Source organism: Ekhidna algicida, from assembly GCF_051379705.1.
In the GTDB taxonomy this organism is placed as follows: domain Bacteria; phylum Bacteroidota; class Bacteroidia; order Cytophagales; family Cyclobacteriaceae; genus Ekhidna.
This window is the reverse complement of the sequence record NZ_CP179868.1, coordinates 2,448,485-2,462,269: the sequence shown is the minus strand read 5'-3', so window position 1 is coordinate 2,462,269 and position 13,785 is coordinate 2,448,485. Positions and strand designations below refer to the sequence as shown.

The window sequence follows — 13,785 nt, the reverse complement described above, 5'->3', positions numbered from 1 at the left end:
TTCAATTATAGCTTAAGTGATGGAGGTAGAATCACTTTGTCAATTACATGTACTACACCATTTGAAGCCTTAATATCTGCCTTAGCAACATTTGCATCATTGATTTTCGCGCCATTCTTGAGATCTACAGTGATTTTATCACCCTGAACTGTACCTGCCTTCATTCCATCTTTCAAGTCAGTAGACATCACTTTTGACCCTACTACATGATAAGTCAAGACAGCTACCAGCTTGTCCTTATTTTCAGGTTTTAACAAAGATTCAAGAACTCCGGCAGGAAGGCTATTGAATGCATCGTTTGTTGGTGCAAATACCGTGAATGGTCCCTTTCCGCTTAATGTTTCTACCAATCCAGCAGCTTTCACAGCTGTGACCAATGTGGATAAAGATTCTGTGCCTACAGCCAACTCAACAATGTTTTTATCCTGGGCTTTAGCGTTGAATGTAAGCAAGGTTATCATAGCAACACTTGCAATAAAAGATTTAATACTTCTCATAATTCATTTAATTTAATTGCAAGTGAAAGCGATTAACCAGACGATTGTTTCGATCGGTAACAGAAACATAATATTGATGTTTTCTATCACTGAAATCGACCATTTAAGCGATTTTCTTAAACAAAATGAGGCTTTTGAAACTGTGACTTAGTCATATCCAGCTGTCATCTTACTTACTAATCAAGAACAACCACTTGTTTTGTCTAAAATGTAGCTTCTTGCTTGCAGGTCAATTTGACTTTTACTTTTTTGCTGATCCTAACCACTAAAATCACTACCAAATGGAAGTAAGAGGCTCTGTAGTCAGCAACATCAATGCCTATGTAAAAGAGGCACACCCTGATAATTACGAAAAATGGATAAGCTCGCTATCCGAAAAATCTCAAGAATTAATGGAGAGAACCACAAGTTCAAAGTGGTATCCGATCAATGAGGGGATTTTGGAACCCACCAGAATTATGTGTGATCTATTTTATGGCAGCCCTAAAGAAGGCGCCTGGAAATCTGGAAGATACAGCGCTGAAGTAGGACTCACCGGACTATATAAGGTCTTTGTAGTGATTAGTTCTCCTTCATTTTTGATAAAGCGCGCCTCACGGGTTCTCGCTACTTTTTATGCTCCAACAGAAGTTAACGTAGTGGACAGCTCTGATCACTCCATGCTTGTCCATTTCACTAAGCTTCCAACCGAAAACGAATACCTTGAATATCGAATAGCTGGTTGGATGGAGAAAGCTTTGGAGCTTTGTGGATGCAAAGACCTTTCTGTACGAACTACACGCTCCATCGCTAAAGGTGATGAACTATTTGAAGTTCAGATCTCTTGGAGATAAAACAAAAAATAGGCTCCTGATCAGGAGCCTATGCTAAACTTATCGGGTTTTCGGATTACATTTTAATTGGAACGCGCACCATTGTGTCTTCCCATCCCATTATCATGTGGGCACCATCATCTGATGCTTCAAACATGATGGTAAATGCTTCTAATGTGGAAGGGGCCTTCTGCGTAGGGACTTTGATTTTCGCAACCGTACTTTCTTCCGGTTTGAAAGCATAGTGTCCCCAGCCATCATTGTCCGTGCTAATATGCACTTCCCAATCACTTTCACTAGGAACAGCATATACAGTATACCTTCCTGGTACGAGCTTGGCATCACCGATGGTGACCGCCTGATAAAATTGAATCTCAGTAGATTCATTAGCGCCAAGACGCCATACTTCACCATACTTTACTAAACCACCAAAAACATCTCGGTCATTCTTTTGTGGTCTGGAATAGACCACTCTGATCTTTGGCTCATTAGCTTTTCGCTCTTCATCTGTTTTTGCAAAAGCACGAAATGCTGCTCTGGGAGGAAAATACGCCGCATCCATTGGGCTTGCATCCAATTCTGGAAACTCCTGAGCATCTGCACCTGTAAAGGCCATACATGCAATTACTAGTACCAATAATTTTTTCATAATTGTTAAGGTTCGATTGATTCAGCACATAAACCTTGAAAATCAGAAGATTGTTCATTCTAGAAGGCCTTCCAAATGTCAACCCATTTATTACATCGAGATTATCGTTATCTTAAGTGTCTCAAAACCTGACTTATGAAAACCTATATCCTCCTTGCAGTGGCAATAATCTGCTATGGTTGCCAACCATCACAACCCTCAATCACCTTCAATGTTTCCTACTCATCTGAGTCTGATGAATCGATTGACGGCAGATTATTGCTATTGATTTCTACTGATGATTCCGCAGAACCACGGTTTCAGATCAATGACGGTCCGAACACACAGTTGGTTTACGGGCAAAATGTGGAAAAGATGGCTTCAGGAAATCCTGTCCAATTTGATGGTTCACAGTTTGGATATCCCATCCAAAGTCTAAACGACCTGAAACCGGGTGACTATTGGGTGCAGGCATTGCTCCATACCTACGAAACCTTCAACTTATCTACAGGTCACACTGTGAAACTCCCGATGGATAATGGCGAGGGACAGCAATGGAATCGATCGCCGGGCAACCTGTATAGTACTCCTGTGAAAGTAACTATTGAAGAAAATCAATCGGCTAATTTCTCCATTGTAATGGATCAAATCATTCCTCCTGTGGAAGAACCTGAAGACACCAAGTGGATCAAACACATCAAAATGAAAAGTGAGCTTTTGAGTGAATTCTGGGGGCGAGATATGTATCTCGGGGCTCATGTCCTCCTTCCAAAAGGATTTGAGGAACATCCGGAAGCCAATTATCCTTTGATGATTTTTCATGGACATTACCCATCAGACTTTGGTGGCTTCAGAACTACTCCACCCGATCCCAATCTTGAGCCAGATTATTCCGCAAGATTTAACGTATCGGGCTACAATATCATGCAGCAACAAGAAGCTTACAATCAATACTTACAATGGATCAGTGATGACTTCCCAAGGTTTATCATCATCGAAATCCAACACCCGACTCCTTACTATGATGATTCATATGCAGTGAATTCTGCCAATCAAGGACCATACGGTGATGCAATAACCTATGAGTTAGTTCCATTTATCGAGGAGCAATTTCGAGGTATAGGTGAAGGTTGGGCCCGTTTTCTCTATGGAGGATCTACCGGAGGCTGGGAAGCACTGGCCGTACAGGTTATGTATCCGGACGAGTATAATGGCTGCTTTGCAGCATGTCCTGATCCCATTGATTTTCGTGCATACTGTCTGGTGGACCTTTACGAATATGACAATGCCTATTATTACGATAGCGAACACAAACAAGTCCCCATCCCCGCTCACAGAGACTACTTAGGCGCAGTGAATTCTTATATGCAAGACTCAAATCACAAAGAGCTTGTCTTAGGAGACAATTCTAGATCCGGACAGCAATTCGACATCTGGGAAGCTACCTATTCCCCACAAGGTGAAGATGGATATCCTGTTCGGATTTGGGATAAGAAGACCGGGGAAATCAATAAAGAGGTGGCTGAGTACTGGAAAGAAAACTATGACCTACGCCACATCCTGGAAAGAGACTGGGATGAGCTTGGTTCCAAACTTCAAGGTAAAATCAACATCTACTGTGGAGATATGGATAATTACTACCTCAACAATGCAGTGTATATGATGGAGGAATTCCTCGAAAGTACAACTGATCCGTACTATGCCGGCGAAGTGGATTATGGTGATCGCGCCGAGCACTGTTGGAATGGAGACCAGGAAAACCCGAATCACATTTCACGTTTGAGATACAATACCATGTACGTAGAAAAAATTCTAAAACGTATTGAAGAGAGTGCGCCAGCTGGAGCTGATTTGACTAGTTGGAGGTATAAGTGAATGACATTGCCAAAAGTGATGACACATAGGTAATCTAGCTCATCGATGATAATGCCTTAAGCACAACCTCTACCTCGTCTTCGGTATTCATTGGTCCTACACTCAATCTGAAGGTGCCCGTTTCACCTGAACCTAAAGCTTCATGCGCAAGAGGTGCGCACTGAAATCCGGCGCTTCCAATAATTTGATATTCGTTCCATAGCTTTTCTTTGAGCTCCTTGATGGACATTGACGAACTTCTAATAGAAACCGCTCCTGTGAATCTATCATATCTTCGACCTCCTACTATTTCAATTCCTTCAATTTCTGAGAGCCCACTCCGCATTTTATCCACCAGTCTATTGCGATGAGTCTGCAATTGATCCCAGCCTTTTTCTTCCAGCCATTTGATCCCAGCGGTTAATCCTGAAATCGTCATCATTGGTGCCGAACCTGTATCGCAATAAGTTGGAAACACAGAAGATTTTTTCGCTCCAGGAACTATTTCACATTCCGCACCAGGACAGACCATCTGGACGTTTTCAGAAATGTATAAACCACCGATACCTTGTGGTCCAAAGGGACCTTTGTGGCCAGCAAATACAAAAATATCAGGATCCAGCTTTGAAATATTTATTCGGGTAATGCCCGCGGTTTGAGCTCCATCCAACAAGCAGATAGCACTATTTTCTTTTGACAACCGGATGACCTCCTCGTAAGGCAATATCTCTCCAGTCACATTACTTGCCATTGAAATGGCTACCATTTTTGCACCTTTTTTCAATTCAGCTTCCAATACTTCCAAATCCAAAGGCCCATCATCAGCTCGCGGTATAATCACGCCTTCTACACCTCGTTCATGCTGTAGTTTATAAAACCATCGTGATAGAGCATGATGCTCCATTGTGCTTATAATCATTCGCTCTCCTGGCTTCCAGCCAAAATCACTAAAGGTAGTTGCCAATGCTTGCGTGCAGCTTTGAGTAAATAGAAATCGACTCGAATCCTCAATTCCAAAAAAAGAAGCAGCGGTTTCAATTCCTTCCTCAAACACATCTAGCCATTGATCAGGTGATGATTGATTAAAACTGTGGATAGCCCCAGTCACCGATTCCGGTTTAGGCCAGGTCGTTCCAGCGTTGTTAAAATAGATCATGCCATGAAATTAGTAAATGTGCTCAAAGAAAGAATTACATGAGTGATAAGTCCGTTCATTAGAAAAATGATCTTATCCTAATCCAAAAAACTTAACCACTCTCACTAGCTTTGAATCTTAATTGAAAAAGCTACATGGATTTAAAACACGTCATCAACCAAGTTGTATCCTCACCGGAACTCCATGCCAAGTGGCTCAATTCGCTCTCCATGATGGAAAACACCGGAGCTCGAAAAATTTCAGCTTCCGAACATGATCAGCTTGTAGACGAAATTGTACTTAAGCATGCCGCCGAAGAAGCGCGACATGCCTATTACCTCAAAAGCCAGATAACGAAAACCGGATTCGAAGGATGCAAGACATATTTGATGCATGAACTTTTGGCTCCAGTACAAAGTCAACAATATCTTCATGCACTTGACACCTCCATCAGCCGATACCTGAAAAACAAGCTTGAGTACACTGGAAAGAAGCTTAAATATGCCGCCTATCTTTTAGTCACTTATGCCATCGAAGTTCGAGCTGATGAGCTCTATCCGGTGTATGAGGAAGTGCTCAGAGCCAGCGAAAGTAAAATCAGTGTACGAATGATTGTAGTAGAAGAACAAGGTCACCTGGAAGAAATGATCCAACAGATGAATGAATTCTTTGGAGACTGGAAGTTGCACGGCGAATTCGCTTTAGCATTGGAGCAAAAGCTTTTTAATAAATGGATAGCAGCAATTCACAAATCCATAGAAACTAAACCTGCACTGGCATGAGAATTAAACAATTAATTGGTGCTTCTCTTATCATCTTTGGCTGTGCCAAAAAAGAAGTTGTTCCCCAAATTGAAAGATTGAAAACCCCGACCGAATCCCTACTTCAAGCCATCAGCATTGTAGATGAAAATACCGTTTGGGTAAGCGGGCATGATGGATCTTTTGTTCGTTCATTGGATCAGGGCAAAACATGGCAACTGTTCAAACATCCCACTGGTGATTCGTTGCAGTTTCGTGACATCCATGCCTTTGACGAAAACTCCGTGATTTTGATGAGTGCCGGGCCCGGTCCGCTCTCAAGAATATTTTCTTTCCAAGCACCTGACCAGTGGCAGGAAAATTTTGTCATGGAGGACTCACTCGGATTCTTGGATTGTATTGATTTCTGGGATGACCAAAGAGGTATCGCATATGGTGATGCGATTGATAACTATCCTTATATCTTATTGACCTCTGACGGAGGCAAAACGTGGGTACGCGCAGACTCAACAGATATGCCAAAAGCAGGCAAAGGTGAAGGTGGTTTTGCCGCTAGCGGTACATGTGTGACCACAGCTGATAACGGAAAAGCATGGATCGCCACCGGTGCCAGCGGTAACTGTAGATTTCTAATTACAGAAGATTATGGTCAGTCATGGAGCACTGTGAGTTCGCCATTAGTAACTGGAGAAGCCGCTGGAAATACCTCCGTTTCTTTCCTTGGAGAAATTGGGGTTGTTACGGGTGGTGACTTATTAAAGCCTTTAGAATACACCGATAACACGGCCTTTTCAACGGACGGAGGTGCTACTTGGATATTGGGCCAACAACCGCAAACCGTAGGCGCCTTCTATGGAAGTGCAATCACAAAAGTTGATGATCAAGCCCTCGCTTTTGCCTGTGGTCCAAAAGGGCTGGATTATACAAAGGATTTAGGGAAATCATGGACCACCTTAGACACCTTGAATTACTGGGCTGTCGGCATCAAGCATAATATCGGATATGCTTCAGGTACGGAAGGAAAAATATTGCGAATATCTTTGCAGCCATGAGGCGACCAAGAAGAAATAGAGCTTCTTCAGCTATTCGGGATTTAGCTCAAGAGACAACGTTAACAACCAATGATTTCATCTTCCCACTTTTTTTGTTAGAGGGAAGCAAATCCAAATCAGAGGTAGAAAGTATGCCTGGTATTTTTCGGCTTTCTGAGGACTTGATGCTCAAAGAAATTGAAGAATGTCTCAAGCTTGGTATCAAGGGTTTTGATGTCTTCCCAGTAGTTGACGAGAAGTACAAGGATAAGATGGCTTCAAAGAGCTACGATTCGAACTTTTTCTATTTGAAGACACTAACCAAAATCAAAAAAGAATTTCCAGAAGCACTTATCATTACAGATGTAGCCATGGATCCATATAGCAGTGATGGTCACGACGGAATCGTTGAAGATGGAAAAATACTCAATGACGAAACATTGGATATTTTGGGCCAAATGGCATTAGTACAGGCTGAAACAGGCATAGATATGATTGGCCCTTCTGATATGATGGACTTCCGTGTTGGCTATCTCAGAAACGTGCTTGATGAACAGGGCTTTACTCACACAGGGATCATGAGTTATACCGCCAAATATGCCAGCGCATTCTATGGGCCTTTCCGCGACGCGCTAGATTCTGCTCCAAAATTTGGTGATAAAAAGACTTATCAAATGAATCCTGCAAATAGTGATGAAGCAATTCTGGAGGCTGAACTTGATTTCAATGAGGGTGCAGATGTGATGATGGTAAAACCTGCCTTGGCTTATCTGGACATCATCCAGCGATTGAAGGCAAACTTCAATATCCCAATTGCGGCTTACAATGTATCTGGCGAATATGCAATGATCAAGTCAGCCGGACAAAAAGGTTGGTTAGACGCCGATCGAGCCATGATGGAATCATTGCTTTCTATCAAACGAGCTGGAGCAGATATAATACTTACTTATTTTGCGAAAGAAGCAGCTGCACATCTTGACCAGCAGCCGTAAGCAATTGCTCATTGCGCATTAGAAACTTTTGGAACAGCTCCTTATAAAACTCTCCATTAGGCATGCCGAGAGCCTGTTGCCAAATAGGAAGTGCCAGCTCAGGATTCAATTCAAGGTCTGAAGCAATAATTATTAGGTCAGTCGCTTTTTTTGTATAAGTCTTGGCTGGCTTTAGTTGAACGCTATAAGTTTTTGACTCTAATGTCTCTCCAGCGAAAGTGCTTGTTATCTTGAAATTAAAGGCTCCGTCGGCAAGGCCGTAAGTATTAGGTTTCAATACATATTTATGCTTACTCGTGCGGAAGTCCTGAATCTTATCTCCTTTGCTATCGGCAACTTTTAATACATAGTTTAATACTGGCTCATCATGCAAATGCCAGTACAGTTCAAACGGTTCGTTTTCATTCCACTCTAAGTAACCCGATCTATCAAACCCGGGTGATAAGACTGTAATTAGCTTTGTTGGGTCAACTGCGATAGAATCTGAATAAAGTAAATTTAACCTTGGTCTTTCAGACCTATTTTTTAGCTCCTCAGGCTTCAGATAAAAAGTGAAGATCTTTTCGGTATGTTCATAAGTCGTTCCACCTTTATGTACTAAACTCAAAAATCCACCCTCTTTTACTTCTATTGAAGTAACATCATCAATCATTTGAAGGGGTTTGACTGGTGTGCCGTAAACACTGGCATCTTTCGCCACTAACACCTGGAAAGGAAGTTCGCTGGTTTCCTGAGCTGATAAGTGAAATGAAATCGAAAGAATTAGAAGGCTTAATAAAAAACGCATCTCATTATTCGGTTAATCTTTTTTAAATGTAAAGATTACCAGAATATTATGGTAGTGAATGTTGAAAAAATGCTGTTCTAACCAAATAAATCCTCTTCCCTTTCAAGCATTAATATGGATGACTGTGGGACTATGAAGTACTTCTCGTTGTTGTATTGAACTTCAAAGGCACCTTTCTGAAGGAAAATTGCTCGATCACCTTCTTTTGCTTGTAATGGGATGTATTTAATTTTTTCATCTTCAGGCTTCCACTCCTCCTCATCCACTGAGTGAGGAATTGGATATCCTGGGCCTGCTTTCACAATGTACCCGCTCTGGACTTTTTCCTTTTCCTGAACACCAGGTGGTAAATAGATACCTGTAGAGGTCTTTTCGGATTCTTTTATAGGCTTAATCAGCACACGATCACCAACAATTATGATATTTTTCAGCTTATTGTCTGAAGTCAATTCCATCTCTAGAGATTTTTAAAAGGGCAAATCTATTACTGAATTAGAAAAGCTGAGGTCTCTCGTCTTCATCTTTTGCCCCAGCCCGATGGAGTAATTTTTCATCCATTGATTTGGTTGTTTTCGAACCGAGTTCTTTGAGACGCTCTGTTTTGCGAATCAGATTGTCTTTTCCTTCCACCAGCTTGTTCATGGCTTGTCCATATTGCTGTTTTGACTTATCCAGGGACTTCCCAACTTCAATGAGATCATCCACAAAAGCCTTAAACTTATCATACAAAGCACCGCCCTGACGCGCGATTTCCATTGCGTTCCGGTTCTGATATTCATGCTTCCAAATACTCGATACCGTTCTGAGTGTAGCCACAAGTGTAGATGGACTCACAATGATGATACTCTTTTCATGTGCTTCATTATAAAGCTCACCACCATGCTGCACCACAAGTGCAAATGCAGACTCAATTGGAACGAACATCAATACATAGTCCAAAGAGCCACCATCAAACAACTGATGATAATTTTTTTCTGAAAGCCCTTTCACATGAGCTTTCACTGATAAAATATGATCCTTTAAGTGTTGCCCTTTCTCGCTATCATCCTCTGCATTCATGTACTTCTCATATGCGATAAGCGACATTTTTGCATCTATGACTAAATTCTTATTATCGGGAAGCTTGATTATCACATCAGGACGCAATCTCCTGCCTTCATCAGAATGGAGGGTTTCCTGTACAATGTACTCTCGGTCCTTTTCTAATCCTGATTTTTCTAGGATACGCTCCAGGATTACTTCACCCCAGTTCCCTTGCATTTTTACGTCACCTTTCAGTGCCTTGGTCAGATTCTCCGCCTCTTTGGTCATCCGGTCATTGAGCTCTCGCAAACTAATGATCTGCTCTCGTAGAGCTGTGCTTCGCTCCAAACTTTCCTTGTTGGTTTGTTCTACTTTCTTTTCAAATTCTGAAAGCTTCTGCCCAAGTGGATTTAGTAGTTCGTTGAGATTAGTTTTATTCTGGTCGGTAAACTTTTTGCTTTTCTCCTCAAAAATCTCGTTCGCCAGATTTTTAAATTCCGTTGCAAACTTCTCTTGAAGCTGACCGAGCTCTCCTTTTTGCTCTTCTAGCCTTGTCTGAAGATTCTGATAATTTGCCTTAAGCGTTGAATTCTGATTGTTCAGGTGTAGAACCTCTTCTCTTTCCCTCCTAAGATCCTCATTGATTTGTTGGATTTCCTCCCCTAGCTTCTTAGATCTTTCCAACTCGAGCTTTAGTTGAATTTTTACCTCCTCATTTTCTGGAACATTTGAAGTGTTTTTGACTCTAAAAATCAGCCAGCCTACAGGAAGCCCGATAGCCAAACCAACAACCAAGAAAATTAAACTTGAAAAATCCATTGATCAAAAATAATCATTTTGCTAAAATGTTTAGCAAAAAACACATTAAACATCCAATTGCCTCAAATACATCTGAATCGTATTTTCTAACCCAAAATATAGCGAATCACAAATCAAAGCATGTCCTATGGAGACCTCCTCAATAAATGGGATCTGTTCCTTGAAATATTTCAAATTCTTTAGGTCTAAATCATGCCCGGCATTAATGCCCAATCCTATTTCATAAGCATGGTTTGCAGAAAGCTTGTAATCCTTAACTGCATTCTCCCGATCATTTAGATAGGCTGAAGCATACATTTCTGTATAAAGCTCTACTCTGTCTGTGCCACATTTCTTTGCTCCGTCCATTAAATGATTCTCCGGTTCAATAAATATGGACGTACGAATTCCCCATGCTTTAAGCTGACTGATGATATCGGAGAGTTTTTGTTCGTTCTGTACCGTGTCCCACCCTGCATTGGAAGTAAGAACATCCGGGGGGTCCGGCACAAGTGTGGCTTGTGTTGGCCTTATATCATCTATGATTTTCATAAATCGCTCATCCGGATATCCTTCTATATTAAACTCAGTTGTTACTACTTCCTTAAGGTCATATACATCCTGCCGTGTGATATGTCTTTCATCTTGCCTCGGATGCACTGTTATTCCCTGTGCTCCAAATCGTTCACAATCCTTAGCTACTTGAACCACATTTGGATTACTGCCTCCTCTTGCATTTCTCAGAGTGGCAATCTTGTTGATATTTACACTTAGTTGGGTCATAACACAAGAATGTTTTTCTTCGCAAAGTTGTTCAATTAAAAACAATACATATGAGTTTAAAATCAACAATCGAATCAGAGATAAAACAAGCCATGCTCAACAAGGATAAGGATCGCTTGAGAGCACTTAGAGCTATTAAATCGCAAATCTTGCTGGCAGAGACAGAAAAAGGGGCTGAAGGAGAGCTTGCAGAAGACACCGAAATGAAGCTTCTCACAAAGGCTGCCAAGCAGCGAAAAGATTCAATCGAAGTTTTCGAACAACAAGGGCGTGATGATCTTGCAGCTACAGAAAAGTCCGAGTTAGCTGTCATTGAAAGTTTTTTACCAAAACAACTGTCTGAGAATGAAGTAGAAGCGGAAGTGAAAAAAGTAATAGAAGAAGTCGGAGCGGTAGGGCCACAAGATATGGGCAAAGTAATGGGAGCAGCAACAAAAAAACTTGCCGGCAAGGCAGACGGGAAAATGATTTCTTCGTTAGCTAAAAAACTACTTAGCTAATTTGGACACATTTGATTTTATAATACTTGCAGTCTTGGGCATTGGTGCTATTAAAGGATACTTGCGCGGATTTATTGTTGAGCTTTTTTCCTTTATTGCTTTTATTATAGGGCTCTTATTGGCTCTGGAGTTAACGATTCCTGTAGCTGAAAATCTTTTCGCAGAAAGTAATTATTTTGAGGTAATTGCCGTCATTGTTTTTATCTCTCTATTTATTCTTTTGAGTATGGCGATAAAAATGGGTGCAAAAGCCATTAAAAAGGCTCTTGACATGACGCCTTTTGGAACGCTGGACAACGTAGCAGGTGCTGTGGCGGGACTTTTAAAATGGGCCTTTCTACTAAGCATAGTTTTATGGGTTTTCGAATCGGTTGGCTTTGATTTGGTCGAAAGGTATGGAGACAAGACCATGCTTTTTCCGTATATTGTAGATATAGGGCCAACCGTTTTTGGATGGTTAGGATATGTGATTCCATTCATTCAAGACCTGATAGATTCAATGGAGAATATGTCCCAAAGCAGGGAGTCCTACGTTAGTCTAATAGCAAAAAATTGATTAAAACATGATAGCTGAGCAACTCATAAACTACATGGTTCCACCACTTAAGCCAAGCGATGATATTGCTCGTGCTAAACAGTGGATGGACGAGTTTAGAGTGAAAGAACTTCCTGTTGTTAAGGACAATAAGCTTCTCGGATTTATTTCAGAAGACCTTCTTTATGACTCTGAAATAATGAAGCCCGAAGTAGGAGCGTATCCCTTAATAGGAGAATCCTGTGTCATTTCAGCGACAAGTCACTATTATGATATCCTAAAGATTCAAAACGAACACCAGCAAGACATGGTAGCCATTCTTTCAGATGGCGAGTTCAAAGGAGTTGTCCTTATTTCTGATATTCTAAAGGAATTCGCCCGTACCGCTATTGTCAATTCTCAAGGTGCCATCGTCACATTGCAAACAAGTCTGAATGACTATTCGCTATCGGAGATATCACGAGTGGTGGAAATGAACGGATCTACTGTTCTAGGTGCTAACGTTCGTCCTGACAATGATGACCCTTCATTATTAGAAATCGTACTAAGGATAAATCATCAAGACGTTAATCAAATTGCTACAGGTCTCTCCAATAGTGGTTATAAAGTGACCTCATCCTTCAATACTGAAGACAATTCATTTGATGAGAAAGACCGATTTGGATTACTAATGAAATTTTTGGACCCATGAGTTTAATCAAAAAAGTAGCCTTGCATGGATTGTCCGTTGAAAAAGACTCTGAAAAATACCTTACTCAAATCATTGACCGACTTAATAAAGAAGGTGTTGAAATATGGTATACGTCTCCATTCTATTCAAGAAACACAAAGCTTTTAGGCAAAAAGAAAAATATTGCCGATGAAATCTCATCAGACTTTGATTCGGTGTTCAGCCTTGGAGGGGACGGAACCTTTCTTGAGTCTTTGTTATGGGTTGGGGAAAATGAAGTCCCAATTTTAGGAATAAACATGGGCCGGCTAGGCTTTCTTGCATCAATTGCCAAAGAGTTTATCAAAGAGTCGCTTTACCTCCTCTTCAAAGGAGAATATGAAGTAGAAAGTCGGTCACTTCTACAACTCGAAACCAATATGGATCTTTTCAATGGCAAGACTTACGCTCTCAACGAGTGTGCGATTCTTAGAAAAGACTCCTCAGCAATGATAATGGTGAAATGTTATATTAATGGACAGTACTTAAACACCTACTGGGCAGACGGGCTTATGGTTGCTACCCCTACTGGATCCACAGGCTATTCACTGAGTTGCGGGGGTCCATTAATGATGCCGGATTCAAAGGATTTTATCATTACGCCAGTCAGCCCGCATAATTTGAACGTTAGACCCCTCATTGTCTCCGATGAGTCTGAATTATCTTTTGAAATTGAAACAAGAAATCGAAGTTTTCTTATTTCGTTGGATTCAAGATCAGAAACCATCGAAAACGATGTGAATATAACCGTGAAAAAGGCGCCATTTTATGCTAAACTTATTCGAATAGAGGGAATAAACTTTCCAGATACCATCAGAAATAAGCTCGGTTGGGGCTTTGATAAACGTAACTAAAGGTGTCTTTTATCTATCTTTTTGGCGAAAACACTAATAATTCAGACGAAAAAGAATATTCTTTCACTAGTTTTAGACGTTGAGAA

At 41.0% G+C, this 13,785-nt stretch carries 16 protein-coding genes; 9 read left to right on the top strand and 7 right to left on the bottom strand.

Annotation, left to right across the window (positions count from 1 at the left end; genetic code table 11):
• Positions 1–5: 5 nt before the first annotated feature.
• A complete protein-coding gene (locus ACL8WY_RS10770) occupies positions 6–497 on the bottom strand; it encodes a fasciclin domain-containing protein (RefSeq protein WP_436514737.1) in 492 nt (163 codons plus the stop codon).
• A 281-nt stretch (positions 498–778) separates the two neighbouring features.
• Between ACL8WY_RS10770 and ACL8WY_RS10765 the strand changes: the two genes are divergently transcribed.
• Positions 779–1,330 (top strand): hypothetical protein, encoded by a 552-nt coding sequence (locus ACL8WY_RS10765; RefSeq protein WP_436514736.1) that lies wholly within the window; start codon positions 779–781, stop codon positions 1,328–1,330.
• 55 nt (positions 1,331–1,385) lie between these two features.
• On the opposite strand, the gene ACL8WY_RS10760 is transcribed toward ACL8WY_RS10765, so the two are convergent.
• Complete coding sequence (locus tag ACL8WY_RS10760) at positions 1,386–1,958, bottom strand: DUF2911 domain-containing protein (protein ID WP_436514735.1); 573 nt, start codon at positions 1,956–1,958, stop codon at positions 1,386–1,388.
• A gap of 135 nt (positions 1,959–2,093) precedes the next feature.
• Here ACL8WY_RS10760 and ACL8WY_RS10755 point away from each other — a divergent pair, with 135 nt between their 5' ends.
• The gene (locus ACL8WY_RS10755; RefSeq protein WP_436514734.1) at positions 2,094–3,812 is read left to right on the top strand and encodes an alpha/beta hydrolase-fold protein; all 1,719 of its coding nucleotides are present in this window, start codon (positions 2,094–2,096) and stop codon (positions 3,810–3,812) included.
• Positions 3,813–3,846: 34 nt separating this feature from the next.
• On the opposite strand, the gene ACL8WY_RS10750 is transcribed toward ACL8WY_RS10755, so the two are convergent.
• A complete protein-coding gene (locus tag ACL8WY_RS10750; protein WP_436514733.1) occupies positions 3,847–4,947 on the bottom strand; it encodes an aminotransferase class V-fold PLP-dependent enzyme in 1,101 nt (366 codons plus the stop codon).
• A 134-nt stretch (positions 4,948–5,081) separates the two neighbouring features.
• Here ACL8WY_RS10750 and ACL8WY_RS10745 point away from each other — a divergent pair, with 134 nt between their 5' ends.
• Genes ACL8WY_RS10745 through hemB form a run of 3 tightly spaced genes read left to right on the top strand, consistent with a single transcriptional unit; the run spans position 5,082 to position 7,710 of the window.
• Positions 5,082–5,708, top strand: a complete 627-nt coding sequence (locus tag ACL8WY_RS10745; protein ID WP_436514732.1) for a hypothetical protein — start codon at positions 5,082–5,084, stop codon at positions 5,706–5,708.
• Entirely contained in the window at positions 5,705–6,739 is a 1,035-nt protein-coding gene (locus ACL8WY_RS10740) for a WD40/YVTN/BNR-like repeat-containing protein (protein ID WP_436514731.1), read from the top strand. Before ACL8WY_RS10745 ends, ACL8WY_RS10740 begins: the two co-directional genes overlap by 4 nt.
• Positions 6,736–7,710: a porphobilinogen synthase gene (gene hemB, locus ACL8WY_RS10735; protein ID WP_436514730.1), complete on the top strand. Its 975-nt coding sequence runs from the start codon at positions 6,736–6,738 to the stop codon at positions 7,708–7,710. Before ACL8WY_RS10740 ends, hemB begins: the two co-directional genes overlap by 4 nt.
• Here the strand turns inward: hemB and ACL8WY_RS10730 are convergent.
• The 4 genes from ACL8WY_RS10730 to ACL8WY_RS10715 form a co-directional block, all read right to left on the bottom strand.
• The gene (locus ACL8WY_RS10730; protein ID WP_436514729.1) at positions 7,661–8,497 is read right to left on the bottom strand and encodes a hypothetical protein; all 837 of its coding nucleotides are present in this window, start codon (positions 8,495–8,497) and stop codon (positions 7,661–7,663) included. The two genes, hemB and ACL8WY_RS10730, sit on opposite strands and share 50 nt — an antisense overlap.
• A gap of 77 nt (positions 8,498–8,574) precedes the next feature.
• Positions 8,575–8,952: a co-chaperone GroES gene (locus tag ACL8WY_RS10725; protein ID WP_436514728.1), complete on the bottom strand. Its 378-nt coding sequence runs from the start codon at positions 8,950–8,952 to the stop codon at positions 8,575–8,577.
• A gap of 37 nt (positions 8,953–8,989) precedes the next feature.
• Entirely contained in the window at positions 8,990–10,339 is a 1,350-nt protein-coding gene (gene rmuC, locus ACL8WY_RS10720; protein WP_436514727.1) for a DNA recombination protein RmuC, read from the bottom strand.
• Between the two features lie 45 nt (positions 10,340–10,384).
• Complete coding sequence (locus ACL8WY_RS10715) at positions 10,385–11,101, bottom strand: pyridoxine 5'-phosphate synthase (protein WP_436514726.1); 717 nt, start codon at positions 11,099–11,101, stop codon at positions 10,385–10,387.
• 50 nt (positions 11,102–11,151) lie between these two features.
• On the opposite strand from ACL8WY_RS10715, the gene ACL8WY_RS10710 reads away from it, so the two are divergent.
• Genes ACL8WY_RS10710 through ACL8WY_RS10695 form a run of 4 tightly spaced genes read left to right on the top strand, consistent with a single transcriptional unit; the run spans position 11,152 to position 13,699 of the window.
• The gene (locus tag ACL8WY_RS10710) at positions 11,152–11,601 is read left to right on the top strand and encodes a GatB/YqeY domain-containing protein (protein WP_436514725.1); all 450 of its coding nucleotides are present in this window, start codon (positions 11,152–11,154) and stop codon (positions 11,599–11,601) included.
• A 1-nt stretch (position 11,602) separates the two neighbouring features.
• Positions 11,603–12,157, top strand: a complete 555-nt coding sequence (locus ACL8WY_RS10705; RefSeq protein ID WP_436514724.1) for a CvpA family protein — start codon at positions 11,603–11,605, stop codon at positions 12,155–12,157.
• A 7-nt stretch (positions 12,158–12,164) separates the two neighbouring features.
• Positions 12,165–12,827 (top strand): hypothetical protein, encoded by a 663-nt coding sequence (locus ACL8WY_RS10700; protein ID WP_436514723.1) that lies wholly within the window; start codon positions 12,165–12,167, stop codon positions 12,825–12,827.
• Entirely contained in the window at positions 12,824–13,699 is an 876-nt protein-coding gene (locus ACL8WY_RS10695; RefSeq protein WP_436514722.1) for an NAD kinase, read from the top strand. The genes ACL8WY_RS10700 and ACL8WY_RS10695 overlap by 4 nt, the downstream gene beginning before the upstream one ends.
• Positions 13,700–13,785: the final 86 nt, after the last annotated feature.